Annotated in this window: 19 protein-coding genes and 1 other RNA gene; 5 read left to right on the top strand and 15 right to left on the bottom strand. The window is 58.1% G+C overall.

Annotation, left to right across the window (positions count from 1 at the left end):
* Positions 1 to 11: 11 nt before the first annotated feature.
* From AC1DIH_RS16330 to AC1DIH_RS16390, 13 genes are all read right to left on the bottom strand, one after another.
* Complete coding sequence (locus AC1DIH_RS16330) at positions 12 to 2393, bottom strand: AAA family ATPase (protein WP_477772469.1); 2382 nt, start codon at positions 2391 to 2393, stop codon at positions 12 to 14.
* A gap of 5 nt (positions 2394 to 2398) precedes the next feature.
* Positions 2399 to 3112 (bottom strand): M48 family metallopeptidase, encoded by a 714-nt coding sequence (locus AC1DIH_RS16335; RefSeq protein WP_460368298.1) that lies wholly within the window; start codon positions 3110 to 3112, stop codon positions 2399 to 2401.
* A 4-nt stretch (positions 3113 to 3116) separates the two neighbouring features.
* Positions 3117 to 6434, bottom strand: coding sequence for a type I restriction endonuclease subunit R (locus AC1DIH_RS16340; RefSeq protein WP_477772470.1), 3318 nt, complete (start codon positions 6432 to 6434; stop codon positions 3117 to 3119).
* Positions 6434 to 7714 carry a restriction endonuclease subunit S gene (locus AC1DIH_RS16345; RefSeq protein ID WP_477772471.1) on the bottom strand — a complete coding sequence of 427 codons (1281 nt, stop codon included), beginning with the start codon at positions 7712 to 7714 and terminating at the stop codon, positions 6434 to 6436. Before AC1DIH_RS16345 ends, AC1DIH_RS16340 begins: the two co-directional genes overlap by 1 nt.
* The gene (locus AC1DIH_RS16350) at positions 7707 to 10226 is read right to left on the bottom strand and encodes a type I restriction-modification system subunit M (protein WP_477772472.1); all 2520 of its coding nucleotides are present in this window, start codon (positions 10224 to 10226) and stop codon (positions 7707 to 7709) included. The genes AC1DIH_RS16345 and AC1DIH_RS16350 overlap by 8 nt, the downstream gene beginning before the upstream one ends.
* Before the next feature lie 167 nt (positions 10227 to 10393).
* Positions 10394 to 11650, bottom strand: coding sequence for an integrase domain-containing protein (locus AC1DIH_RS16355; protein ID WP_477772473.1), 1257 nt, complete (start codon positions 11648 to 11650; stop codon positions 10394 to 10396).
* A gap of 187 nt (positions 11651 to 11837) precedes the next feature.
* Positions 11838 to 12231, bottom strand: a transfer-messenger RNA (tmRNA) gene (gene ssrA / locus AC1DIH_RS16360).
* Between the two features lie 93 nt (positions 12232 to 12324).
* Entirely contained in the window at positions 12325 to 12600 is a 276-nt protein-coding gene (locus tag AC1DIH_RS16365) for a hypothetical protein (protein WP_019691763.1), read from the bottom strand.
* 164 nt (positions 12601 to 12764) lie between these two features.
* Positions 12765 to 15575 carry an FAD-binding and (Fe-S)-binding domain-containing protein gene (locus AC1DIH_RS16370; protein WP_477772474.1) on the bottom strand — a complete coding sequence of 937 codons (2811 nt, stop codon included), beginning with the start codon at positions 15573 to 15575 and terminating at the stop codon, positions 12765 to 12767.
* Positions 15572 to 16243 (bottom strand): LutC/YkgG family protein, encoded by a 672-nt coding sequence (locus AC1DIH_RS16375; RefSeq protein WP_477772475.1) that lies wholly within the window; start codon positions 16241 to 16243, stop codon positions 15572 to 15574. Before AC1DIH_RS16375 ends, AC1DIH_RS16370 begins: the two co-directional genes overlap by 4 nt.
* On the bottom strand, positions 16243 to 17697 hold the full coding sequence (locus tag AC1DIH_RS16380; protein ID WP_477772476.1) for a LutB/LldF family L-lactate oxidation iron-sulfur protein: 1455 nt from the start codon (positions 17695 to 17697) through the stop codon (positions 16243 to 16245). The genes AC1DIH_RS16375 and AC1DIH_RS16380 overlap by 1 nt, the downstream gene beginning before the upstream one ends.
* Positions 17694 to 18518, bottom strand: coding sequence for a (Fe-S)-binding protein (locus AC1DIH_RS16385; protein ID WP_477772477.1), 825 nt, complete (start codon positions 18516 to 18518; stop codon positions 17694 to 17696). Before AC1DIH_RS16385 ends, AC1DIH_RS16380 begins: the two co-directional genes overlap by 4 nt.
* 164 nt (positions 18519 to 18682) lie before the next feature.
* Positions 18683 to 20371 carry a lactate permease LctP family transporter gene (locus tag AC1DIH_RS16390; RefSeq protein ID WP_054594079.1) on the bottom strand — a complete coding sequence of 563 codons (1689 nt, stop codon included), beginning with the start codon at positions 20369 to 20371 and terminating at the stop codon, positions 18683 to 18685.
* 261 nt (positions 20372 to 20632) lie between these two features.
* Here AC1DIH_RS16390 and AC1DIH_RS16395 point away from each other — a divergent pair, with 261 nt between their 5' ends.
* Positions 20633 to 21400, top strand: a complete 768-nt coding sequence (locus AC1DIH_RS16395; RefSeq protein WP_103318583.1) for an FCD domain-containing protein — start codon at positions 20633 to 20635, stop codon at positions 21398 to 21400.
* Between the two features lie 104 nt (positions 21401 to 21504).
* Here the strand turns inward: AC1DIH_RS16395 and smpB are convergent, their stop codons facing one another.
* Entirely contained in the window at positions 21505 to 21987 is a 483-nt protein-coding gene (smpB, locus tag AC1DIH_RS16400) for an SsrA-binding protein SmpB (protein WP_019691770.1), read from the bottom strand.
* Positions 21988 to 22105: 118 nt separating this feature from the next.
* Between smpB and AC1DIH_RS16405 the strand changes: the two genes are divergently transcribed.
* Genes AC1DIH_RS16405 through AC1DIH_RS16415 form a run of 3 tightly spaced genes read left to right on the top strand, consistent with a single transcriptional unit; the run spans position 22106 to position 24261 of the window.
* Positions 22106 to 23509 (top strand): sodium-dependent transporter, encoded by a 1404-nt coding sequence (locus AC1DIH_RS16405; RefSeq protein WP_477772478.1) that lies wholly within the window; start codon positions 22106 to 22108, stop codon positions 23507 to 23509.
* Positions 23510 to 23516: 7 nt separating this feature from the next.
* Positions 23517 to 23951 carry a type II toxin-antitoxin system RatA family toxin gene (locus AC1DIH_RS16410; protein WP_103318587.1) on the top strand — a complete coding sequence of 145 codons (435 nt, stop codon included), beginning with the start codon at positions 23517 to 23519 and terminating at the stop codon, positions 23949 to 23951.
* Positions 23944 to 24261 carry an RnfH family protein gene (locus AC1DIH_RS16415; protein WP_477772479.1) on the top strand — a complete coding sequence of 106 codons (318 nt, stop codon included), beginning with the start codon at positions 23944 to 23946 and terminating at the stop codon, positions 24259 to 24261. The genes AC1DIH_RS16410 and AC1DIH_RS16415 overlap by 8 nt, the downstream gene beginning before the upstream one ends.
* A gap of 60 nt (positions 24262 to 24321) precedes the next feature.
* Here AC1DIH_RS16415 and AC1DIH_RS16420 read toward each other — a convergent pair whose 3' ends face one another.
* The gene (locus AC1DIH_RS16420) at positions 24322 to 24849 is read right to left on the bottom strand and encodes an outer membrane protein assembly factor BamE (RefSeq protein WP_477772480.1); all 528 of its coding nucleotides are present in this window, start codon (positions 24847 to 24849) and stop codon (positions 24322 to 24324) included.
* 97 nt (positions 24850 to 24946) lie between these two features.
* On the opposite strand from AC1DIH_RS16420, the gene fur reads away from it, so the two are divergent.
* Positions 24947 to 25351, top strand: a complete 405-nt coding sequence (gene fur / locus AC1DIH_RS16425) for a ferric iron uptake transcriptional regulator (protein WP_019691775.1) — start codon at positions 24947 to 24949, stop codon at positions 25349 to 25351.
* Positions 25352 to 25353: the final 2 nt, after the last annotated feature.

A 25353-nucleotide genomic window follows, 5' to 3' on the forward strand; every position in this document is an offset into this window, starting at 1 on the left:
CCCCCCACGATTCAGGTCGACAACGTATGGTAGATGCCAATGTAGGCATCCGTATTAGAGAACGCAGCCTCCTGCACAGCGTATTGGCGCTTGGTGGAGTAGCTGTCCATGCCATGGTCGCTGCCGAACAGACGAGCCAAATCGTCCTCCTGATCTTGACCCTCTACAACAAAACGTGCGGCGGGGGATTTCTGGTTGTCCGCCAATACAAGACGGATCTTTTGCCAGTCCTCAAAAAAGTACTCTTCGAGCAGGGGCAGAATGCGGGTGCTGAAGACTTGTTGCAATGCTACAAATCGTTCGTCCCCATCAGGCACTTGCGCCAACGGTGTGAAGTACGCATGGCCGATACAATGGTCGCGGTCGTAGAGCACCTCGATGCGCTGGTTTATGGCATCAAGCATGCGAGGCACATCGACCACCTGCTCGCCCAGGCTGACCCGAAGGCCTGCGAGCGGCGCACCTGGCTCATCGCGAGCGTCCGGCATCACCGACACAAACTCGAAACGGCGACGCAGCGCGGTATCCAGCAACGCAAGGGATCGGTCTGCCGTGTTCATTGTGCCGATAATGTCGACATTGGCTGGCACCGAAAAACTTTCGCCGGAATACGGCAAAGACACAGAAACGGCGTTCTTAGCTCCTTCGCGTTTATCAGATTCGATCAAGGTGATCAGCTCGCCAAAGATTTTGCTGATGTTGCCTCGGTTGATCTCGTCAATCACCATCGCGAATTTCTGATCCGGTGCCAATCGTGCCTTCCTGCACAAATCCTTGAAGGCGCCCGCGCGGATCTCGTATTGGATTTCACCGGACTCTGCATTGCCATCGAGAACTGGTCGGAGCCCCTCCACGAACTCTTCGTAACCGTAAGATTGGTGGAAGGTGACGAAACTGTAGCGTTTGATGTATTCGGCTGAGGGTGGACCGGCATCGTACTCGTCCACTAGCCTTTTCAGGTCGGCTGCTGCGTCCTCCCAATCCCCAGCAAGTATCCAGGACGAATCCGGTAGTTTGTCGAACACTGCCGGCGCCATCCGTTTGCTCATCTTGACGGTTTTAGATGATTCAATCGTGTGGTACTGCAGGGCGCCCCAAACGGTGTTTCGCACATTCTTGTTCGCACTCTTTACGGCAGCAATAGCTTTCATGAACGGGTGATCAAGCAGTGTGTCGACACTCGCTTTCCCCCCCAGATGGTAGAGAGCAGCCGCAGCTGCTTCCCACCAGGTAAGGCTCACTGTTTTTTCGCCCACAAACTGATTTTGCCACTCTTCCTTGGATACGGAAGTCATGGCCTGCTCATACTCTCGCTTAAGCAGCTTCGATAACTCGTAGGTCTTCCCTGTGCCGGGTGGACCGTAGTAGATACGATTAATCGGGAACCTTACTGCATCAGAATCGAGCGTTTCGTCTTCGTCGGAATCATCGCCGTGCTCCACTGGATCGTCACGCAGTTGATCTGGCCACAGTCCCGGTCGCTCCGTTTCAAGTACCGTCCAGTCGTCGAGTAAGCCACGATCGGCTGAAAGGGCTGCTTCAATCTTCGAGACGAGTTCCTCCGTCAACGGTTCGCGGTGGAGCTTGGGTAGCGCACCCACCTCCCGTGTCCATGAGAGCTTCCGGGTCCGAGTGCCCCGAATGACGCCAAGCACACCGACCGCGCGCTCACTTCCGGGGTTTTTGCGGCCAAAGCGCACTTGGACGCCTTTGTTCATGTGCCACCAGTCCAGACCTGCCATGTGGACAGCTCGCGCTAATCGACAGAACAGCGCCTTGTCTTGTGGCGACCACGAGGCGCGGAAAGTCTGGAATGCAGGTTTACTATCGAAGTGCTTGAGGAGATCCTCGTCACTCAGTGTCATGCCCAGGTCCAGCTTGGTTACTACCTCGTCGTAGCGCAGCTTGAAGCTGCGGATCGCTTCAATACTCCACGTAATGAGCTGGTCCAGCGATTTTCCCAGACCATCGCCTGCGGGCAGTTTGGTAACAAAGGGGGATGAGTTGTTATAGGTGCCGCGCAGCGTTAGATAGGCTCTTCGCGTCCCATCCGATTCGTCCAGTCCGACGGTATCGATCTTGACCACGAAGCCGTCGTTGGCATCGATGCCTACGGTGTAGGCCAACTCCTTCGGTGCTTCGGGCGAAGGGTAGATTTTTGCCCAATTGTAGCCAGCGAAATTATTGCCTTGGTTGGTAGGCCGTTTGCGAATCTCTACGCGGCCCACAGGAAACAACTCAGCCTTAAGCTTGTTGGCCCACTCCTCTGTTACCTCATAGGCCTTTTTCAGATCATCGTAGGCGCGGTTTTGCTCGGGGTTTGATTCGTCACGCTTTTGTCCCATCCATTTGTTCAGCAGCTTGAAGTGGTCAGTGGTGAAATAGCCCGCCATGGTTCTCAGATCCCTTCGACATCAATTCCGTGTTCAGCCAACCAAGTCTTTCGCTGCGCGAAATCAGGCATGGCGCGCTCCACACGTAACCAGAACGCGGGAGTGTGGTGCGGCTCGTGCATGTGAGCCATTTCGTGTACCACCACGTATTCAGCAATACGTGTCGGTAATAGGATCGCCTTCCAGTGGAAGTACAGCCAGTCGCCCTTGCCACAGGAACCCCACCGATAACCCAGGTCTTGCACCTTCACGCCCGCTGGCCGCACCTCCATCCGCGATTGGCAGTCGGCCACTCGGCTCGATAGCCAGACCTTCGCACGTGTGCTGTACCATTGGATGAAGTGCGCGCGCGCGGTGGGTATGGCGTCACGGCGCATACAGAAGCGACCACCCGCGAGCTTCAGCGGCACATTCTGCTCCTCTACCACCTTCAACCGGTGGCTGCGCCCGAGGTACAGGAACCCCTCGCCGCCGACGAACTCCTTGTGCGGAATCTGGCGCTGCAAACGTTCCTTCTCAGCCATCTTGGTGTAGATCCAGAAGCGCTTCTCCAAGACAAATTCGCGCAGCTGCGCTTCGCTAACCTCCGGCGGAGCAGACAGAACCAAGTTACCACTGCGTTCTACCGTAATCTCCATCGTTCTGCGACGTGCGCTGCGTCGGATGGAGAACAACAAGTCGCCCACTTGGAGTACTGGTGATCTCGTAGATACGAGCATCGGATTACACCTGCACCAGCTTGTCGTGGTTGGCGCGAGCCTGCTCCATCAGCTTGTCGGCCAGCACACCGGCTTTGTCCGCATCCACCAGAGGCGGACGAAGGCGCATTAGCTGGTCGAATAACTGGCCGTTCAGCTCGTCCTGTGCGGCGCGTTTGTGCGGACTCCAGATATTGCGGTTGCTCTGCAGTTCCTGAGCCAGAGATTCGACCAGCTCAACCGTCACATCCTTCAGGCGCAGCAACTCGGCTGCAGTTGGCGTCTGGCCAGCACAAACGACATCAAGGACTGTGCGGAGGAATGGCGCGTAGTGTTCGGGTAAGTCGCTCGGCGTATCGGCACTTCCCACATTGCCAGTGCGCAACTCGTCGATAATCTTCTGCAGTTGCGAGATCACCTCGTTCCACTTTTCACCTAGTGTTTTGAGAATGTCGTTCAAGTGCTCGGAGAGCTTGCGGTACAGCACCGGGTCTTCATCGGTGTGCTTACGGATGTGCGAGCGAATCGCGTGCTCCATCTCGGAAGCCTTGGCGCGGTCGTTTACGGCACGCGCAAGGTGTGTATCGAACTCGGCATCGGTCAGCTGAATCGGCGGGATCTTTGGGTCGATGCCCAGCGAGATCACATGATCGTCGATCAGCTTACGAACCTTGGCACCCACATCCTTACCCAGTACCGGCGTGTCCTTGTAGCGATTGCGGGCGCGGGCATGGATGTACGCCAGGCGCTTTGCGTCGCCTGAATAAGGCAACCCTTCCGGTCGCGGCAGCACCGTATCCAGGGACCCCAAGAAAGCCTTGAGCTTGACGGCGAACTCGGCGCGCAACTTCTCGCTGCCCAATGCCTCAACGCAGGCTTCGGTGTCGTCCAGCGACTCGATACCGTGCTGGCGGAAGAGGTCCACCACACGCATGTGTCTGTCGCGCAGCACCGGCACTTCGTCCTTCAGGCTAGCCAGTGCGCCGTCCACGTCCTCATCAGTATAGGCTGCCAGCGCCTCCTTCAAATGCTGTGCCACGCCGAAGTAGTCCACCACGATGCCGCAGCGCTTTCCGAAACCGGTGCGGTTGACGCGGGCAATCGCCTGTAGCAACTCCGCCTCGCGAATCGGGCGGTCGAGGTACATCACGCCTTCGATCGGAGCATCAAAGCCGGTGAGCAGCATCGACTTCACGACAAGGAAGGCCAGTGGGTCAGTCTTCTCCAGCTTGGCGTTCAATAGAGGCTTCTTGAAGCGCTTGATCAGTTGCTCATGCACCGCGCTGTCGGTCCACTGCTTCCACGCAGGGTCGTCATTGTTGCTGCCCGAAATGATCGGTGCGAACTCAATGCGCGCCAGTGTGTCCCGGTACCGCCAGGCCTGCACCACCGCCTGCACGCTCAAAGGGCGCTGGCACAGGGCCTCGTCATCCAGTGCAGTGTCCTCGGGCGAGAGCGCCTGTGTCTCGGCCAATAACTCATCGCGGGCTGACCGTAGCGCTTCAAAATAGCGAATCGCCGCCAGCCGGCTGTACGCCACCACCTGCGCCTTGTAGCCGTTGGGCAGGATGTTGGTGACGTAGTGGCGAATAATGTCGCGGGCCTTGTCGGCGATCAGCGCCGGGGCATCAAAGATGTGGCCTTTGGTGGCGTACTTTTTTTTGATTGCCTCCAGCTCTTCCGGGGAGCGCTGGCGGAACAGGTCTTCGAACAGTTCGTCTAGGCTGGCGCCGTCCTTGATCGCTCCGTTGGCCGTGCGGCCCTCGTAGAGCACTGGGACCGTCGCGCCGTCGGCCTCGGCTTCCTTGATGGTGTAGCGGTCAATGAACTCGCCAAAGATCTCATGGGTACGCTTCTTATCACCCATGATGATTGGCGTGCCGGTAAAGCCAATGCGCGCGCAGTTGGGCAGACCCGCCAGCAGGTTGGCTTGCATGTCGCCGGCCTGGGTGCGGTGCGCCTCGTCCACCAGAACCAGGATGCTGTCGTCCTCGTTCAGTACCTCAAATTTTTCGTCAGCCTTATAGATGACCCTGGACTCTTCCACTTTCGGTAAGTCGTCCGCTGTCAGCGGCGCATCACCGGCGCTATCAGGGTCACGGTATTTCTGAATCGTGGCAAAGATCAGCCCTGGGCCCTTGCGCCGTGCCAGGGCCTTTACGCCCGCAGTGCTCTCTGCTACATCCACCACTTCGCCGGTCAGCGTGGCGGTCGCGGACAACTGGCCCTGCAAGTCTTTGCGGTCGGTGACGACGACCACCTTGAAGCGACGTAGTCGTGCGTCCGCGCGCATCTTGCGCACGAGGAACACCATTGTCAGACTTTTGCCGGAACCCTGGGTGTGCCAAATGATACCGCCGCGTTTGTCGTGTTCGCCGTGCTGCAGCCGCGTCTGTCCTGTCTTGAGGCGGGCAATTGCCCTGTTTACCGCCCGGTACTGTTGGTAGCGGCATACCGTCTTGATAGTCTGGCTGCCTGTCTGCATGAACAACATAAAGTTCTTCACCACATCCAGTAAATGCGAAGGTGAAAGCAGTCCGGCGATTAAACGCTCTTGCTCGGATAGAGCAGTCTTGCCTAGAGCCTGAGCCACCTCAATCTCGCTGCCTGCGCCATCAGGCCCGACTACCGTCTTCCACTGAGCATAGTGCTCAAAGGCTGCACCCACGCACCCGACACGTGCCTCGTCAAAACTGGTCGCTACTAGCAGCTGGTTGGTGGCAAATAGCGGCTCGTTGCCCTCGTTGTCGTCCACCTCAAGTGCGGCTTTACGCTGGTTGGTGTAGCGCCGCAGTTGGTCCACCGCCTCGGCCAGCGGCTCAGGGACGGACGGGCTCTTGCACTCCACAACCACTAGCGGGATGCCATTTACCAGCAGCACTAAGTCGGGAACGACAAAGGCCTTGCCGCTATTGAAGCCGGGCGGGCAATCGACGCGGTACTGGTTAATCACGGTGAAGCGGTTGTTGGCTGGGGTATCCCAATCGATGTAGCGAATAGTCTGGCCTCGACCGCCGTCCCATCCCGGCAGACCTTCGACCGTCAAGCCTCGGATCAATAAGGCAGTGGCTTTTTCGTTAGCTTCCATCAACTTGTGCGTGCCCAGGCGGGTGATGGCCGCCACGGCTTCGGATAACCGCGCATCGTCCAGCCAGGGTGTGCCGTCAGCGCCGGGGTTCAGCGCGCGCAACTGCTCGCGTAGTAAACCCTCCTGAATCACCTCGGCGAAACTGGTTCGCCCCGTGACTGCTGGGTCGTCGAGACTGCCTGCGTTATAGGTCCAACTGAGTGCCTGCAACTGGGCTACGAACGGTTTTTCGACGTCATCGAGTTCCCAGCCCATTAGACGCTCCCTGTATGTTGTGCGGCTTCGGCCAGCAATGGTGTGACGCGGACTCGGCCGGTGAGGAGGTCGTCCATCAGGCCGGATTTCTGCAATAGCAGTTTCGCTAACAGTTGCTGATTACGCTCCGTATCGTCCTCGACGGAGTCGATGCGTTCAGCGATCACTTTTGCTTCAAATGGCGTTGGTGCGGGTACTTGCAGGCATAGGACATCGCTGCCCTTGATATTTTTTTGTACACCACCAACGGCTAGTCTCTCCAAATATGGACGACCAATTGAGGAGTTGAAGTAGCGACGATAAAACCGATTCAAACAAACGTCACGCAACCGGAATCGAATCAAGAAAGCGCCCGGCACTACCGGAATTTCGTGACCATTGAAAACGCCAGTCACTCCACATGTGCCGCTGCGGGAAATGACGATATCTCCCGGTCGAAGCAGATGGTCAGCGAAGACTGATGGCTTAATCGCTGCTCGGGGCATCGTGAATAACGAAATATTCCCCTCATCATCCATATCGGTGGTGCGAAGGGTAGCCAGCGGGCCGTTCTCTTCGTATGCATCAGAGGGGAATCGAGGCCCGAAAGCGCTCGATTCGCAAAGGTCACCAAAAGTCTTGCATTCCCACTCCTTCGGAATCCACCCCACTGGCGATTCCTTGTAGATGTGCGGAGATTCTGCATGGGGCGGACGCAGTTCGCCGTTGGAATCGATGCCGCGCGTCAGTAGATCGTGCAGCAAGCCCAGCTTGACGGCCTTGAGCTTGGCGATGATTGCCTTGGTTTCGATAATGGCGGCGTCGAGGGTGTCAAGAATTTGAGCTAACTTGCGCTGTTCGTCGCTGTCAATCGGCAAAGTCACGTAGAACTCACGAAGCTCTCCGCGCTTAATGTGTTTCATCGTGCTGCCATGCGTTCGTTTGCTCATCTCGGCAACGGACGCTTGGAGCAGATGAAACATGAGTGACCGGTCGATACCTGCGTAGGGCACTACCTTAAAGAGGTGTTGATTCAGCCACGCAGGCCCACCTGTCCATCGGACGACAGCGAGAGTACCGCTCCAAGAAAAAATCAAGTCGCCGCTGTCAATGCGAAACTTATCTGGCAGGCGCCCTGGATACCGATCAACAATGCCTTGCGAGCCGGTGATTTGAGCAATTCGAACGATAGGCAGTCCAGCTTCAGACCAATGCCGGTCGCTAAAGGCAAATCCGTTCTCGTACTCACCAAGAGAGCTCAGGCTTCGGCGTTGCCAACCACAAGGAATCGAGTCAGACATACCGCAGCCCCTTCAAGAAACCTTGCAGCTCCTTTGCGGCCGCATCCCGTTTACTCTCGATATCGGTCAGCGTTAATTGGTACTTGTCCCACCAGTTCTCGAACGCGGAGACGATGGTCTTGCGCTGGGCGGCTATGTAGCGTTCCACGATAACCTGCATGTCGTTGTGCAGGATGGTCAGCAGCAATTCGGCAGCGGCTTCCGGCGTCAGCCCTTCCACGGCGGCCCCGATGTGCTGCTTGAAGCTGTCATTCTTAGCCTTGAGTTGCTTCTTAACGGCGGTAAGCTCTTTCTTCCAGGCTTTTAGCTGGGCTTCGTCCACTGCGTTGTCTTCATCAGCATCGCCCTCGAACTCCTCGACCCCTTCGGCGGCCTCAGCGGTTTCGCCTTCTTCATCTTCTGCATCCTTGGGGCTGGCGGCCTTGATCTGGCTGTCCAACTCGGCCTTTTTGGCCTCTAGTTCAGTGATGGCGTCGACGAAATCACTCATCAGGAACTTGACCAGCTTGTGCTCCAGGGGGGACTCTTTGTTGGCTTTGTCTTCTAGCGCGGTAACGATGCTGGTGCGCCAGGCGTCGACCACGCCCTGGGCGCCGCGCGCCATCAGGGTGAGGACGTCGTACTTGGTTTGGTACCAGAAACCGGCAACGATGCCGCGCACCTGGAAGGGGTCGAGTAGACCGATGGCCTCCAAGCTTTGGCTAAAACTAGTCAGCAGGTCATTGCGCAGGGCGACGAGGCTGGCGGCATTGTCCATTTGGCCAGAGAGTGCCGTGATGCGGGCGCTGTGATCTTGCCACCATTGGTTGAAAGCGGCGCGAATGGCCGCTTCCTTGGCGACCAGCCCCGCATCGTTCTCGATGGTCGGCTTGAGGGCCTGTCGTTTGTTGAGAGCAGGCGCAAAGTCGAAATACTTGGCGTCGCGATCCACCAGTAGTTCCATTGGGTTCAGGCCGTGGGCGCCGAATAATCCTGCTTTGTCGGCCACCTCGGCCTTCGGGATGCCACCGACCAAATGGGCGCGCACGTCATGCGGCTCGGGTGGCGGGGAGTTATCGGCGTAGTGACGGATGTTGAGGTTGTAGCCGTTCGCTTTAAGTGTGGAGTTATCGACGATGGCCGAAAAGCTGTCGATGGCGCGGAATTCGTCGAAGGTAGTGACAATCTTTTCGATGTGCTCCGGCAGCAGGTAGTTTTGTGCCCGGCCTTCGAAGAGTTCGCGGTCGGCATTAATGAACAACACCTTACCCTGGCGCTCGGCAGGCTTGCCGCTGATACGTTTGGCGCCTTTCTGTACCCGTTGGCGCAGAACCAGAATACAGGCCGGAATACCGGTGCCGTAAAACAGATTGGGGGCGACGCCGATGACGGCTTCGAGCAAATCGTCCTCAATAATACCTTTTCTGATGGTTTTTTCCTCACTACCCCGGAACAGCACACCGTGGGGCAGAACCGTGGCCACCATGCCACCATCGCGTGTGACGGCCAGCATGTGCTGGAGGAACATCAGGTCGGCCTTCTTGGCACCCAGCGGCACTTGGCCGTAGGGGAATCGCTCGGCTTCAAACTTGGGCTTCCAGGCGGGCTTGCCATCGGCATCCTTCTCGGTATTGCCCCAGTGGATAGAGAAAGGTGGATTGGTGAGCACGCGGTCGAAGTGCTTCAACTCGCCGCCCTCAACGTGCTGGGGCTCGGCTAGGGTGTCTTCGTTTTGCAGATCGGCGGTACTGATGCCGTGCAGCAGCATGTTCATCTTGGCGATGGACCACACTGTGCCGTTGAACTCCTGGCCGAACAAGTTGGCTTTGCGGCCGTCTTCGCCGTGCTCGTCAATGTATTCCTTGGCTGCGATCAGCATGCCACCGGAGCCACAGCAGGGATCATAGATGTCGTGCTGGAGCTCTGGTTTGATGAGCCGCACCATCATTCGCACCACCGAACGAGGCGTATAGAACTCGCCGCCTTTTTTGCCCGCCGAATCTGCAAATTCACCAATCAGGTATTCGTAAGCAGCACCCAGCAGGTCAGGGAATTCGAAGTCTTCGTTGCGCAGGCGGAACACACCAAAGTGCGTGATGAGCTGGCGCAGCTTGATGTCGGAGATCTTGCTCTGGCCGACCTTACGCGTGAAGTCGATATGCTCCAGCACGTCGTACAGGCTGGTGTTGGCTGTCTCGATACCGGTGAGCGCCTTGTTCAGGAAGTCGCCTACGTTCTGGTGTGCGTCATTGAGCAAGAATTCGTAGCGCGACTGTGGAGGCACCCAAAACGAGCCTTCTATTTTGTACCAGCGCGAGATCTCGGAAGAGACCTGCGCCTGAACCTTGCTTTTACCACCTTCCATTTCAAGGCGAATCACTTCCTCGCGACGTTGCTCAAACATGTCTGAGCAGCGCTTGAGGAACAGCATCCCGAAGATGTATTCCTTGAATTCTGAGGCGTCCATCTTGCCGCGCAGAATGTCAGCGGCCTTAAACAGGTGGCGCTCTAGTTGGGGTAGGGTCAAAGGCATTGGTCGATTTCCAGACAGATCGTTGCTAGCCATCACACTGAGGCCATTTTCAGGTCGACAGTGTATTCGCAAAGGCGATTGCAATTCATGCCTAAACGAGAGCTTGAGAAAAGTCACCATTTTCTCTGATGCGTCATTTTTCGGCCATCTGCGCGTGAGGTGAGCCCTTAGCGTATCGGCACGACGTTGGAGTCCCTGATTTGATTGATCGCAGATGCCAACAGGCTACCCGTTGCGGCCTTCTGAATATGCTCACTCCACCAGGCCATCATCGGGCGTCTTCGCTCAATGTAGTCCGCACGGTTATAGGCGCTTCGGACTTCGTCTTTGTCGACATGGGCAAGAGCGACTTCGATCAGCTCGGGATCCCAGCCATGCTCATTCAGGATGGTGCTGGCCATTGAGCGCATGCCGTGGCTGACCAAGCGGTCCTGGAAGCCCATGCGTTTCAACGCCATATTGGCGGTCTGGCTGTTAGCGTGGGTGCGCGGGTTTCTATCTGCCGGGAACACGTATTCCCTGTGACCGCTGTGGGACTTGAGTGTCTCCAGCAGCGCGAGTGCCTGGTCGGACAGCGGGATGGTGTGCGGCCGACGTTTTTTCATGCGCTCCGGCGGGATGGTCCAGATGCGCTTGTCGAAGTCGATGTCTGCCCATCGGGTGGTCGCCGCTTCGGCAGGGCGGGTCATGGTGTGCAGCTGCCATTCGATCAGGCAACGGGTCGTCCGCTTGATGCTGGCATTCGCGATTTCCATCATGAGCTCCGGAAGCTCATCAGGTGGTAGCGCTGCCATGTTCTCTTTCTTGGGTTTCTTGAACACCGCTCGAATGCCGCTGAGAGGGTTGGCAAAGATCATTCCGGAATTGACCCCGTAGGTCATGATCTCGTTAAGGCGCTGGCTCACTCGCTTAACTGTCTCGAGGCTGCCTTTGGCCTCAATCGGACGAAGGAGCTTGATGACCATTGGGGCGCTGACTTCCGAGAGAGGCGTTGATTTCATGCTCGGAAAAACATGCAGTGTGAGGGAGCGCCAAATGTCTTCGGCATACGCTGGCGTGACGGAATCCTTCTTCAACTCGAACCAGGCGGTGGCCACGTTTTCGAACGTATGTTCCGTTTCTGCTCGTTTGGCTTCCTGTAGCTCATTGCGTTGAGCTTTGGGGTCGATACCCTGCGCGAGCAGCTCTCTGGCCTCAACGGTTTTCTTCCTGGCTTGTGCAAGAGAAACCTCGGGATAAGAGCCGAGCGCCATGTTGATTCGGTTCTTGGTTACGGGATGCCGGTAGTTGAAATTCCACTGCATCGAGCGATTGACCCTGACTCGCAGTTGGAGCCCGTCGCCATCGGTGAGGACGTAATCCTTGTCTTTCGGTTTGACCGCCTTGAGCTGGCGGTCGGAGAGGCGGGTGGTTTGAGCGCACATGAGAAGTACTCCATGACACCTTTTGGTATTCCCAAGATTAGCGCCGGGTAGCCGGGAATACCATTGGGAATACCAAACCGCCTGGAACTCAAAAAACCTGGAAAGCATCCCGCAGCGCTGAAACCCCCGTATTTACTGGATTTCAGGCACAAAAAAAGACGTCCGTGGACGTCTTTAGATGATGAAGTGGTGGAGCCGGGGGGATTTGAACCCCCGTCCGCCAGTACTCCGCTGTCGGTACTACATGCGTAGCCGTGTCTATTAAGTTAACCCTCAGCGACCCGACGGGCAGGGTGCTTTGGGCGAGTTGTGTAAGTTTTAGCCGCTTCGTCCACAACGTACTGCACGGCGATTCTGTTCTATATGACAATCACTTTGGGTTTACAGACATCCCCTGATGATTGCTGGACCCGAAGGTACCAGGAGGGAAGGGCTAAGGCTGCTTACGCAGCGAGAGCGTATTCCCCGTAGGTTTCGTCATTGGCAACTATAGGAAGTTGCAACAGTGGATTTACGAGTTCTGTTACCAACTCGGCATGCACCTAAAGTTTCGCAACCGGCGTCGAATCCTAAACGGCCCCGAACCTGCTGTGTGTAACCAGCAGGTGAACACAGTGTACGCCAATGCGTGGTGCGAGTCGACTTTCTGTCCACGCTTGCGCATCAGAGGCGGATTACTGGCTGTTCTTATGGCTTTGAACGGACTGCAGCGCTTGCTGCGTCAGGGATACACATTCCCTGTCGTTTTTCGCGGCATAGGCAGATTTGGCTTGCTGGAGTTTGCTCGTGGCGTCGCTTTGGGTGGCGGCATCGAGCTTGGTCGCATTGGCCAGTTCGCTGGTGAGTGTTTGAAGATTCCTTGCGCACATATCGCTCTCGTTCGAGGCAAAGGCGTGGGCGGTTGTCAGTGTCGCGCAGATAAGCAGTCCGGCCAGGGCGGATCGCTTCATGGGGTTTCTCCTTGAACAGCGTCGGGAACCAAGGGGCTTGGGCTTAACAGATAGACTGTGGCGGCGCACAAGGGTTCTTGTGGTGTGGGAAAAATAGCGTGGTATTTCGTCGGCAGGAGAGTACAGCAAAGGGGCAGAGTGCCCCTTGCTGGATTGCGTCGATTTCAGATCGTTTTGGCTTGGGTCACTCGGTCCACCAGGTAAACCAGCCCGTGGTAGTCGATCCCGCCATGTTGGCTCAGGCCGATTTCACAGGTGCGGCTGGTGGAGATACCTTCGCTGCAATGCTGCACGGCGTCTTTCAATGTGCGCAGTGAGTGAGCGTTCAGCTCGGGCGTGGTGAAGCCCTTGTCGCCGGCAAACCCGCAGCAGTGAATGCCTTCCGGAATCACCACGTTTTTGCTGCAACGTCGCGCCAGATCGATCAACGCCTGGCTCTCGCCGAGGTGCTGAGTGCTGCAGGTGACATGCACTGCAATCGGCGCTTCCTGGGGCGTGAAGTCCAGCCGGTCGATCAAATGCGTGCGAATGAAACGCACTGGGTCGTACAGGTCCAGGCGCACATCGCCAAGGTCCTGCACCAAGCGCAGGGTGCAGGGGCTGGTGTCGCAATAGATCGGGTCGAGCCCGCCGCGGCTGGCGTGCAGCAGCGCACCGATCAGTTCCTGGCGTTTGTGCTCGGCTTGCTCGGCATAGCCTTTGGAGGCGAACGGTTGACCGCAGCAGAGGTTGTCCTGATTGTCCGGCGAAACTACCTGGTAGCCGGCTTTTTCCAGCAGGCCACGGGTCTTGTCGTACAGTGACATTTGCTCCTTGTCTCCCGCTGCCGGGCCCATGACCCGCGACACGCACGCCGCCAGATAGACCACGCGCGGGCGCTCGTCGGTCACCGTCGGGCTGAAGCGAATCGCTCGTTCCGGTTGCGGCATGGCGTTGGTCCACTGCGGGATTTGCCCTTTGGACAACTTGGTCAGCGCAGCAGAAATCTTCGTCAGCCGCGGCGCACCCAGCAACATCCGCGCACCGTTGGCCACGTGCAGCGTGAAGCGTGCACCTTGCAGCGCGGTGGCGAAATTTCCTTCGAGCCAGTTGGCGGTTTTCGTCCGGGTTGCCGTGCGGCTACGGAGTTTTTTCACCAGTTCGCCGGTGTTGATTCCGACCGGGCAGCGTTGTGCGCACAGTCCGGTGGCGGCGCAGGTGTCGAGGCCTTGATATTGATAAGCCTCTTCCAGCGCCGAGGTGTCGATGCCTGCGCGTTTTTTCGCCTGAATGTCACGCCAGATCACGATGCGCTGGCGTGGGCTCAAGGTCAGGCCTTTGGATGGGCAGACCGGTTCGCAGAAGCCGCACTCGATGCACTTATCCACAATCTCGTCGGCGGCCGGCAGCGGTTTCAGGTGCTTGAGGTGGATCTGCGGGTCCTCGCTGAGCACCACGTCCGGGTTAAGAATGCCGTTCGGGTCGAGCAGGAGCTTGAGCTGCCACATCAACTGATAGGCATCGCTACCCCATTCCAGTTCGACGAAGGGCGCCATGTTGCGCCCGGTGCCGTGTTCGGCTTTCAGCGAGCCGCCAAACTCGACGGCAACCAATTGCGCCACGTCGTCCATGAACGCCTGGTAGCGTGCGACTTCTTCCGTGCTGTTGAAGCCTTGGGTGAAGACGAAGTGCAGATTGCCTTCCAGGGCGTGGCCGAAAAGTATCGCTTCGTCGTAGTGATGTTTGTCGAACAGCTCGATCAAGCGGTTCACGCCTGCCGCCAGTTGCTCCACCGGGAAGGTCACGTCTTCGATGATCACCGTGGTGCCGGTTTTGCGCACCGCGCCGACAGCGGGGAAGGTGTCTTTGCGGATTGCCCACAGCTTGGCGTTTTCTGCCGGGTCTTGTGTGAAGTCGACCTGTTTCTCCACCGGGAACGCGACCAGCGAATTCATGATCTGCGCCAGTTGCTCGTGCAGCAGTGCAGTTGATGCAGCGCGCGATTCAATCAGCAAGGCGCAGGCGTTGGCCGACAGTTGCTGGACGAAGGCCGGCATCCCGGGTTTGTCCTGCACCGAGCGCAGGCTGCGGCGGTCGAGCAATTCCACGGCCGAGACCGGTTGGCTTTTCAGTACGGTCACGGCGTTGCAGCAGGTTTCGACATCCGGGAAGACGATCAGCGCGGAGGCTTTGTTCGGATGGTCGATCACCGTGTCGTAGGTCACTGCGCTGATAAACCCCAGCGTGCCTTCGGAGCCCACCAGCAAGTGGCTCAAGATATCCACAGGCTCGTCGAAATCGACCAGGGCATTGAGCGACAGGCCGGTGGTATTTTTCAGACGGTATTTGTGGCGAATCCTTGCGGCCAACTCGCTATTGGCGCGGGTCTCGCGGCCGAGTGTCGCCAGACGTTCCAGCAGCTCAGCATGACTGTTGCGAAAAGCCGCGACGCTGGCGGCGTCCTCGGTGTCGAGGCGGCTGCCATCGGCCAGCACCAGGCGAATGCCGGCCAGCGTGTGGTAGGTATTTTGCGCGGTGCCGCAGCACATGCCGCTGGCGTTGTTGGCGACGATACCGCCGATTTTGCAGGCATTGATTGACGCCGGATCGGGGCCGATCTTGCGACCGAACGGCGCCAGCCAGGCGTTCGCCTGTGCGCCGATCACACCCGGTTGCAGACGGATTTGTGTGCCCTGACTACGGATTTCGCGACCGTTCCAGTTATCGCCAAGGACGATCAGCACCGAGTCGCTGATGGCCTGGCCGGAGAGACTGGTGCCAGCGGCGCGGAAGGTCACCGGGGCCCGATCACGCTGGGCCAGTTTCAACAGGGCAACCACTTCGTCTTCAGACTCGACGCGGATCACCAGTTTCGGGATCAGCCGATAGAAGCTCGCGTCGGTGCCGAAGGCCAGGGTCGACAGCGGATCGTCGAAACGTCGCTCCTGTGGAATCAGTTGCTGCGCATCACGCAGGAAAGCCGCCGGTAGACTCATTGGTCCTCCAGGATCAGCACCACCAGGTCTTTCGGGCCGTGGGCGCCGTAAGCCAGGACTTGCTCGATGTCGGCGGTTTTCGACGGGCCGGATACCAGCAAGGCGTTGGTCGGCATGCCTTGGGCCCACTCGTACTCTTGTTGCACCTGATAGAAGTTGTCGCGAATTTCACTGGCCTTGAGCAGGGCGAAATGCACCGGCGGCACCAGGCTCATCAGCCGTGGTTCTTCACGGGTCGGCCAGATGATCAAGCTGCCGGTGGCGGCGATCGCGCCGAGAGTGGTGGTCAGGCTGGCCGGGGTGTCATTGAATAGCTCGGCTTTCCATTCTTCTACCGGACGGTCGTAGGCCTTCAGTGTGGGAAGGTCGGGATTGTTCGCCCAGTGCTGCGCGACACGTTGACCGTGCGGTGTAGTCGGTGCGATCAGCAGGCTCGGCAACTGTCGGTCGCGCAGCAATTGCGCGAGCAACTCGGGCCAGCCTCGCTCGCTGGTCAGGTGTATTTCAGTGTGCACCGCTTCCATCAGTTTGCGCAGTTGCGGGATGCGTTGCTCTGGGCTGTAGGTGTAAGGCTCGGTCACCAGTGCTTCGTCGAAGTTGTCAGGCACTGGCGTGGTGCCGGTCAGACTGTTGCGCAGTTTGGCGAGGATGTTTTGCTTGGCGCTCATCAACGATCTCCCTGTTTGGCCAGATGCTCGCGGGCCATATCGTGCAGTGAGCGAGCGGCGGGTTTCGGTGCGCTGTGGTTTTGCGTCCACGGGCCTATGTTGTTTGGTGTGAGGGCGCGCAGGCGAGTGGCGAAGAAGCCGAACAGCCGATACAGCGTCGGCGAGCTGTTGAGCTTGGCCCAGGCGTTCCAGATGAAGCGCTCTTTGCGTGAGTACTTGCTGCCTTGGCCACGCATCACTTGATGAGGGCTGTCAGGGGCTTTGACGTTCTCTTCGCGTAGGCGGCGCAGCAGTGCCGGGATCGGAATTTTTACCGGGCAGACTTCGCCGCAGGCGCCGCACAGCGACGAGGCGCTCGGGTGGTCCGGGACTTTCGCCAGGCCAACCATGTGCGGGGTGATGATCTTGCCGATCGGGCCCGGGTAAACCTCGCCATAGGCATGGCCACCGATGCGCGTGTAAACCGGGCAATGGTTCATGCAGGCGCCGCAGCGGATGCAGTTCAGGGTCTGGCGCAGTTCGCTGTCGGCAAAGGCCTGGCTGCGGCCGTTGTCGAGCAAAACCAGGTGCACTTCTTGCGGGCCGTCGAGTTCATGTGCCTTGCGCGGGCCGGAGATCATGTTGACGTAAGTGGTGATCGGCTGGCCGAGGGCCGAGCGTGTCAGCAAGGAGAGCAGGGGGACAACGTCGCGCAGGTTTTCGACGACTTTCTCGATCCCGGTGACCGCGATGTGTACCGGCGGCACGGTGGTCGACATGCGACCGTTGCCTTCGTTTTCCACCAGCAGCAGGGTGCCGGTTTCGGCCACGGCGAAGTTGACGCCGGAGACGCCGATGTCCGCTTCAAAGAATTTCTGCCGCAAGACTTTGCGACCGATCTGAATGAGTTGGTCAACGTCCTTGGTGTATTCCACGCCAAGTTTGTCGTGGAACAAGGACGCGACCTGACCGGCATTCTTGTGGATCGCCGGCATAATAATGTGTGAAGGCTTCTCGTGGTCGAGCTGGACGATGAACTCGCCCATGTCCGACTCAAGGCATTCAACGCCTTGTTCAGCGAGGACATGGTTCATCTCCATCTCTTCGCTGACCATCGATTTGCCCTTGATCACTTGCCGCGCCTCGTGAGCACGGATGATCGATAAGACGATGCCATTGGCCTCGTCCACCGTTTCCGCCCAGTGCACTGTCACACCGTTGCGGGTCAGGTTCTGTTCCAGTTGCTCGAGCAGGTCGGGCAACTTGGATAACGCGCGGGCACGGATAGCATTGCCCAGTGCGCGTAAGTGTTCTCGCTCGAAGGCATCGCTGAAGGACGCTGCCCGCTTTGCCATCAGTGAATCCATTGCACTGCGAAAGTTGTTTCGCAGTTGCTTGTCACCCAACGCCTCGTGAGCCCGGGTGCGAAAATCTTCTTCAACCGCCACCGTTGGAATCAGCGTGGAAGTGCTCATTTTGCACCTCCGGTACGCTGCCAGAGGAAGCTGGCCAGATGTTGGCCGCGTAACGCTTCGTTCTGTTTTTCCAGCGAGCCGTTGATATTCATCAAGCAGCCGCAGTCGGCACTCAGCACCGTGTGTGCGCCGGATTCCTTCAGGGCTTTGGTCTTGTCAGCGACCATTGCACCGGAAATGTCTGGCATTCGGACGCTGAATGTCCCACCAAAGCCACAGCATTCACTTTCGTGATCGTGGTCGACCCGCTTCACGTTGCTCAGCTGCGACAACAACTCGCGACCATGCAAGTGGGTGTTCATCTCCCGCCGTGCCGAGCACGAAGTGTGCAACGCCACTTTGACCGGTTCGCCGCTGTCCTTGAGCTGCACCTTGCAGACGAACAGCAGAAACTCGGCCAGCTCATAGGTCCGTGCCGCCAGGGCCTGGACCTGTTTCAAGGTGTCCGGCTCGTCCTTGAACAAGTCGGCGTAATGTTCGCGCAGCATGCCCGCGCAGGAGCCTGAAGGCACCACCACCGGATAATCCCCGGCAAACAGCGCCAGTTGCGAGCGCGCTACGGTCCGGGCCTGTTCGGTGTAACCCGAGGTGTAGGCCGGTTGTCCGCAGCAGCTTTGCCCTTGCGGGTACTCCACGCGAATACCTTCGCGCTCCAGCAGGTGAATCGCGTCCATCCCGGCTTCGGGATAAAACAGGTCGACCACACACGTGCCGAACAGGTAGACCTGCTGCGGTTTCTCACTGGGGTACTGGCGCGGTTCAGGCAGTGGCGGGGCGACACGGGTCGCGTTCGGCACAGCGTTGTAAAAAAGCTCGCTCATCAGGCGTGTCTCCGGGTGGGCCCGGTTATCCGTCCGCTGAGGCTGCTGACTATAAAGCGGGAAGCTTTCAGCAGCCTTGCAGACCGGGTGGTGAGTCGCTGACGCCGGAGTMAAAGTCCGGCGTCGGTTCTTTCGGTTCTTAATTTATGTAGTTGCTCGTAGTCTTAGTGCACCAGCATGCCGGTAAACCAGTAGGCCTGGGCCAGGGTAATCAGGCCGACGATAGTCGCAAAGAATAGGCTGTGCTTGAGGGTGAAGCGGAACAGGTCGGATTCCTTGCCCACCAGACCGGTCGCGGCGCAGGCCACGGCGATCGATTGTGGCGAGATCATCTTGCCGGTCACGCCACCACTGGTGTTCGCTGCCACCAACAGCACGTCGTTAACGCCGATCTGGTGTGCGGTGGTCGCTTGCAGCGAGCTGAACAGCGCGTTGGACGAGGTGTCCGAACCGGTCAGGAACACGCCCAGCCAGCCGAGGAATGGCGAGAAGAACGGGAAGGCCGCGCCGGTGGCTGCCAGTACCAGGGCCATGGTCGATGACATGCCCGAATAGTTGGTGACGAAGGCGAAGGCCAGCACCATGCCGATCGACAGAATAGGCCAGCGCAGTTCAAAGAAGGTCTCTTTCAAGGTGGTCAGACCAATTTTGAAATTGATCTTCAGGATCAGCATCGAGATCAGTGCGGAGAAGAAAATCGCCGTGCCGGTCGCCGAAATCGGGTCAAGTTTGAACACCGCAGGAATGGCAGTCGGGGCGGCTACGATCGGGGCAGTCTTGATCACCAGTTGGTCCAGGTGCGGGATGGCGAAGTTGAACACCCAGCTGTACATCGAACCGCCGGCGGCGAACATTGCCTTGAAGGGCTTGAGGGTCCAAATGGTCACCAGCGCGGTGAGGATCAGGAACGGCGACCAGGCCTTGAAAATCTCGCCGAAGCTGTACGGCGAAGGCTGTGTCGTACGTGGTTGACCGAAGCCTCCGGCGCTTCTCACGGTTGCGGCACCGACGCTGGCGGTCGCTTCGGCGAACGAACGCTTGGGCTGCCAGACCTTGAGGAACAGGGTCAGGGAAACCAGGCTGACCAGTGCCGAGGTAATGTCCGGCAGTTCGGGGCCAATGAAGTTCGAGGTGAAGAACTGGGTCACGGCAAAGCTCAAGCCCGCCACCAACGCTGCCGGCCAGGTCTCTTTGACGCCGCGCAGGCCGTCCATCATGAACACCAGCCAGAACGGCACGAACACCGACAGCAGTGGCAGTTGGCGACCGGCCATGGCGCCGATCTTGAACGCGTCGATGCCGGTTACCTGGCCGGCGACGATGATCGGAATTCCCAGTGCACCGAAGGCTACTGGTGCGGTGTTGGCAATCAGGCACAGGCCGGCGGCGTACAGCGGGTTGAAACCCAGTCCTACCAGCAGCGCGGCGGTAATCGCGACCGGTGCGCCGAATCCGGCGGCACCTTCCAGGAATGCGCCGAAGCAGAAACCGATCAGCAGCACTTGCAGGCGTTGGTCGTCGGTAATCGACAGCACCGAGCTGCGGATCACTTCGAACTGGCCGCTCTTGACCGTCAGTTTGTAGAGGAACACTGCGGCCACGATGATCCATGCAATCGGCCACAGTCCGTAGGCAAATCCATAGCCAGCAGCAGCGAAAGCCATGTCGACAGGCATCTGGAAGGCAAAGATCGCCACCAGAATCGACAGCGCCAGGGTAATGCTCCCGGCGACGTGTCCTTTGAGGCGAAACACGGCCAAAGCGAGGAAGAAAAATACGATGGGGATAACGGCCGCGAGTGCGGACAAGCCGAGGCTGCCGAGCGGGCTGTAGAGCTGTTGCCAGGTTTGCATATGGGGTGGCCCCTAATTGTTGTTGGTCAGGCACTGGTCAGCGTTCTTGGTTAATTGGTAATACCAATTTACAATCGCTGTCGGCTAGGGTAAAAGCCTTGGGTGTGGTGTGTCAATTTGCCGCCCTGAAACTTTCGTCGAATGAGCGGTGCAGAGGTCATCTGATCTGTTCGATCAAACGCCGCCTGGTAGGTGCTGGCGCGACGCCAATAGGCCAGAATAGAGAGCCCGGCGAGCTGTCGGGATCGTGGAGAATGAGTTATGGGGTTTGATCAGATTCGTCAGCGCCGTTTGTCTGACGATATTGTCGAGCGGCTCGAGGGGATGATTCTTGAGGGCACGCTGAAGTCCGGTGAGCGATTGCCGGCGGAGCGCGCTCTGGCTGAGCAGTTCGGTGTATCGCGCCCTTCATTGCGTGAGGCGATCCAGAAACTGGCGGCCAAGGGGCTGCTGGTCAGTCGCCAGGGCGGCGGCAACTATGTGGTTGAATCGCTCGGTTCAACCTTCAGCGATCCGCTGCTGCACCTGCTGGAAAGCAACCCCGAAGCCCAGCGTGATCTGCTGGAGTTTCGCCATACGCTGGAAGCTTCATGCGCCTATTACGCTGCATTGCGCGCGACGGATGTTGATCGTGAGCGACTGACTGCGGCATTCGAAGAGTTGCAGGATTGTTACTCGCGGCATGATCAGGTGAGTCGTGCGGAAGAGGGCGCGGCGGATGCGAACTTTCACCTGGCCATTGCCGAAGCCAGTCACAACGCGGTGCTGTTGCACACCATTCGCGGGCTGTTCGATCTGCTCAAGCGCAACGTGGTGACCAACATCGGTGGTATGTACAAGCAGCGCGTCGAAACTCGCGACATGCTGATCAGTCAGCACCGGGAGTTGTATCAGGCGATTATCGAAGGGCGTGCAGAGCAGGCGCGAGAAATTTCCAGTCGACACATTTTGTATGTGCAGGAAGTGCTCGAAGAAGTGCGTCAGGAAATGCAGCGCATGGCTCGGGCGGAGCGGCGCAAGGGGATGTAGTCAGATGGATTTGCAGTGAAGCAATCGCGGGCAAGCCTTGCTCCTACAAGGACTACGCAAGCCTGTAGGAGCAAGGCTTGCCCGCGATAAGGCAAAGAGCGACGTCAGTCTTCTTTACCCTTGTTCCGCACCGCTCGCTGCAACTCGCGACCGGCATCGCGTTCGCGCTCGGTATCACGCTTGTCGTATTCCTTCTTGCCCTTGCCCAGAGCGATCTCGCACTTGATCAAGTGCTTGCTCCAGTACAGCGACAGGCAGACGCAGGCGTAACCCTTCTGTTGCACGGCGGCAAACAGCTTCTCCAGCTCGCGCTGGTTGAGCAGCAGCTTGCGCGTGCGCGTCGGGTCGGCGATGACGTGGGTGCTGGCGGTGGTCAGCGGAGTGATGTGACTGCCGAGCAGCCACGCTTCGCCATCCTTGAGCAGCACATAACTGTCGACCAGTTGTGCCTTGCCTGCACGCAGACTCTTTACTTCCCAGCCGGCCAGGACCATGCCAGCCTCGAAACGGTGTTCGATGAAGTAATCGTGTCGCGCCTTTTTATTCTGCGCGATGGTCCCTTCGGGGTGTTTCTTCTGTTTAGCCATAGGGGCGGCATTATAGGGAGTTGCGCGCGAGTCGGCTACGGTGAACCTACGTGCTTGAGCGCATTGAGTGAATCCCGGACAATGCGCCCTCTTTTTTGATCGGTTGGGCGTGTTCAGGATGTCGTCAGACAAGGTTTCAGCCCACGGTAGTTGGGCTAGCCGTTGGGTTTTCATACTCGCTGCGACCGGTTCAGCCGTGGGGCTGGGTAGTATCTGGAAGTTTCCCTACATGGTCGGCGTCTATGGCGGCGGCGCGTTTGTGTTGGTGTTTCTGGCGTGTATTGCGCTGATCGGCGTGCCGGTGATGCTGGCCGAAACCCTGATCGGTCGTCGTGCCCGGCAAAGTCCGGCAAATGCCTTGAAGGTGCTGGCGCTTGAAGCCGGGCATTCGGCGAAATGGTCCTGGGGCGCGTTTGCCGGGATGATCACGGCACTGCTGATTCTGTCTTTCTATAGTGTGGTGGGCGGTTGGTCGCTGGATTACATCATCGACATGGGGCGTGGCGACTTCCAGGGTGTGACGGCCGATCAGGTCGGCGCCTATTTTGCTGGGGTGGTCGCCGACCCTTGGCGTCTGACGCTGTGGCATACCCTCTTCATGTTGCTGTCGGCGTTCGTTATCGCCAAAGGCGTAGTCGCGGGGCTTGAGCGCAGCTTGCGGATCATGATGCCGTTGCTGTTCGTGATGCTGGTGATTCTGTTGGGCTACAGCCTGACCACCGGGCACTTCATGGAAGGCGTGCATTTCATGTTCGACTTCAACCCGGACAAGTTGCTGGACGGCTTGCTGCCGGCCATGGGGCATGCGTTTTTTTCCCTGAGTGTCGGTGTGGGCTCGATCATGATCTACGGTGCTTATATGCCTAAGCATTCGTCGATTTCCGGGACCATCGTCGGCGTTGCATTACTGGATACCTTTGTTTCTCTGCTGGCCGGCCTGGCGTTGTTTCCGATTGTGTTTGCTGCCGGTTTGAACCCAAGCGAAGGGCCGGGATTGATGTTCGTCAGTCTGCCATTTGCCTTTGGTAACGTCGCATTCGGCCAGTTGATGGGTGTGGTGTTTTTCGTGCTGGTGGCAATTGCGGCCTGGAGTTCGGCGATTTCCTTGCTGGAGCCGATGGTGGCCTACCTGGTTGAACGGACCAACATCCGTCGTGGCTGGGTGACGTTCTGGCTGGCATTCAGTTGCTGGTTTGTTGGCTTGGGAACGGTGTTTTCCTTCAATATCTGGAAACAGGCCAAGTTTTTCGTGAATGATGGCGGTGTGTTTCACCTCTACCAGTGGGGGGCGCAAAATGGACTGGATTTCTTTGGCGTGATCGATTTCTTCACCTCGCGGATCATGTTGCCGCTCGGTGGTTTGTGCTTTGTGGTATTTGCAGGTTGGGTGATGGGCCGTGAAGCGGTGCGCGATGAACTGTCGATGCGCAGCCCGGCATTGTTTGCTCTGACATTGTTCTTGATGCGCTATGTGGCGCCAATCGGCATTCTTGTAGTGTTTGCCGCCCAGCTGTGGAAGTGACGCTGACATGACGACACATATTCAACGTTCGGCTCTGTTGCCGTATCCGGCGCAAGCGCTGTATGACCTGGTCAATGACGTGGCGCGCTATCCGGAATTTTTGCCTTGGTGTTCCGAGGCGCAAGTGCTGGAAAGCTCTGCCGTGCACATGCGTGCAAGCGTGGGCGTGGCCAAGGGCGGGTTAAGCCAGCACTTTGTGACGCGCAATACACTGGTAGCCGGGTCCTCGATCGAGATGCATCTCGAAGAGGGGCCGTTCAATCAGTTGCATGGTGTTTGGGTGTTCAAGGCATTGGGCGAGAAAGCCTGCAAGATCAGCCTTGACCTGTCGTTCGATTATGCCGGGCCGATTGTTCGGGCGACCCTGGGGCCGTTGTTCAATCAGGCGGCTAACACGCTGGTGGACGCGTTCTGTCAGCGCGCCAAGCAGTTGCATGGTTAAGCCGGTGATTGACGTCGAGGTGGTGTATGCCGCCGTCGACCGCCAGGTATTGCTCAAGGTGGCGGTGCCCGTGGGCACTACTCTGCGAGCGGCATTGGCTGAATCGGGCATTTCCGAGCAATTTCCCGAGTTGGATCTGGCAACCTGTCCGGTAGGGATTTTCGGCAAGGTGATTGCCGATCCCGAGAGTCGCCAGGTTCAGGCGGGTGACCGCATCGAGATATATCGAGCGTTGCTGGCGGATCCAAAAGAGGTTCGTCGGTTACGTGCGGCCAAGGCTGCGGCGCAGGCCAAGGCCCGGGATCAGTAGATTTCCCAAATGACAGGCAACAAAAAGCCCGGCATGCCGGGCTTTTTGTTGTGTCGCAATTTATTGCGGCGATGTGTCCAGCGGTGCTGGCGTCGGGACCGGAACGGTTTCGACCTTGTCGACGTCCTTCTGGATCTGGTCCAGCAGCGAGCCCGGTTTTACCGGCTTCTCTGGTTTCGGCTTCTCGGCGTTTTCAGCTGGGGCGGCGACGGTGGTGCCGCTGTTCTTGCCGAGAATCGCTTCGTCACGGCTCACGCCAGGCATGAAATCGCCCGAYAGGCTGACAAGCTGGTCGTTAGGGTTGAAGATAACGCTGATGCGTTCCTGTTGGCGTTCACCGCCGCCTGGCTGCAGGCTATACAAGTAATCCCAGCGATCGGCATGGAACGTGTCGGTCAGCAGAGGGTTGCCCATGATAAACCGTACTTGCCGACGGGTCATTCCCGGGCGTAACTGGTCTATCATGTCCTGCGTGACGACATTGCCCTGCTGGATGTCGATTTTGTAAACCCCGGGGAATGAACAACCGGCGAGTGCGAGCAGTCCCACAAAGGTGAAACTGGTTAGCAAGAGCTTGGTGTTTTGCATCGGTGGGCGACTTCCACTATCTTGGCTGGGACAACGTAAACGCCGATCATACCCGCATTAAGAGTAGCTGCGAAGCAGCATCGCGAGAAAGCTGACCATGGTTGAAAATAGCGAACTACGCAAAGCCGGCCTCAAAGTGACCCTGCCACGGGTCAAAATTCTGCAAATGCTCGATTCCGCCGAGCAACGTCACATGAGTGCTGAAGATGTTTACAAGGCGCTGATGGAAGCTGGCGAGGATGTCGGTCTGGCCACGGTTTACCGTGTACTGACCCAATTCGAAGCGGCTGGTCTGGTGGTCCGTCACAATTTCGATGGCGGCCACGCGGTCTTCGAGCTGGCTGATGGCGGTCACCACGACCATATGGTTAACGTGGAGAACGGTGAAGTGATCGAGTTCTTCGAGGAAGAAATCGAAAAGCTTCAGAAGGCGATCGTCGAGAAGCACGGCTTCGAGTTGGTGGATCACAACCTGGTGCTGTACGTACGCAAGAAAAAGTAAGC

Source organism: Pseudomonas sp. 05N36 (assembly GCF_056397385.1).

Excerpts from the sequence above, each read along its gene's own strand:
- AC1DIH_RS16340 (WP_477772470.1), bottom strand. The coding sequence starts at position 6,434 with ATGGGCTGGGAACTCGATGACGTCGAAAAACCGTTCGTAGCCCAGTTG.
- AC1DIH_RS16365 (WP_019691763.1), bottom strand. The coding sequence starts at position 12,600 with ATGAAGCGATCCGCCCTGGCCGGACTGCTTATCTGCGCGACACTGACA.
- AC1DIH_RS16335 (WP_460368298.1), bottom strand. The coding sequence starts at position 3,112 with ATGCTCGTATCTACGAGATCACCAGTACTCCAAGTGGGCGACTTGTTG.
- AC1DIH_RS16390 (WP_054594079.1), bottom strand. The coding sequence starts at position 20,371 with ATGCAAACCTGGCAACAGCTCTACAGCCCGCTCGGCAGCCTCGGCTTG.
- smpB (WP_019691770.1), bottom strand. The coding sequence starts at position 21,987 with ATGGCTAAACAGAAGAAACACCCCGAAGGGACCATCGCGCAGAATAAA.
- AC1DIH_RS16395 (WP_103318583.1), top strand. The coding sequence starts at position 20,633 with ATGGGGTTTGATCAGATTCGTCAGCGCCGTTTGTCTGACGATATTGTC.
- AC1DIH_RS16385 (WP_477772477.1), bottom strand. The coding sequence starts at position 18,518 with ATGAGCGAGCTTTTTTACAACGCTGTGCCGAACGCGACCCGTGTCGCC.
- AC1DIH_RS16330 (WP_477772469.1), bottom strand. The coding sequence starts at position 2,393 with ATGGCGGGCTATTTCACCACTGACCACTTCAAGCTGCTGAACAAATGG.
- AC1DIH_RS16375 (WP_477772475.1), bottom strand. The coding sequence starts at position 16,243 with ATGAGCGCCAAGCAAAACATCCTCGCCAAACTGCGCAACAGTCTGACC.
- AC1DIH_RS16415 (WP_477772479.1), top strand. The coding sequence starts at position 23,944 with ATGGTTAAGCCGGTGATTGACGTCGAGGTGGTGTATGCCGCCGTCGAC.
- AC1DIH_RS16410 (WP_103318587.1), top strand. The coding sequence starts at position 23,517 with ATGACGACACATATTCAACGTTCGGCTCTGTTGCCGTATCCGGCGCAA.
- AC1DIH_RS16380 (WP_477772476.1), bottom strand. The coding sequence starts at position 17,697 with ATGAGCACTTCCACGCTGATTCCAACGGTGGCGGTTGAAGAAGATTTT.
- AC1DIH_RS16345 (WP_477772471.1), bottom strand. The coding sequence starts at position 7,714 with ATGTCTGACTCGATTCCTTGTGGTTGGCAACGCCGAAGCCTGAGCTCT.
- AC1DIH_RS16370 (WP_477772474.1), bottom strand. The coding sequence starts at position 15,575 with ATGAGTCTACCGGCGGCTTTCCTGCGTGATGCGCAGCAACTGATTCCA.
- AC1DIH_RS16350 (WP_477772472.1), bottom strand. The coding sequence starts at position 10,226 with ATGCCTTTGACCCTACCCCAACTAGAGCGCCACCTGTTTAAGGCCGCT.
- fur (WP_019691775.1), top strand. The coding sequence starts at position 24,947 with ATGGTTGAAAATAGCGAACTACGCAAAGCCGGCCTCAAAGTGACCCTG.
- AC1DIH_RS16355 (WP_477772473.1), bottom strand. The coding sequence starts at position 11,650 with ATGTGCGCTCAAACCACCCGCCTCTCCGACCGCCAGCTCAAGGCGGTC.
- AC1DIH_RS16405 (WP_477772478.1), top strand. The coding sequence starts at position 22,106 with ATGTCGTCAGACAAGGTTTCAGCCCACGGTAGTTGGGCTAGCCGTTGG.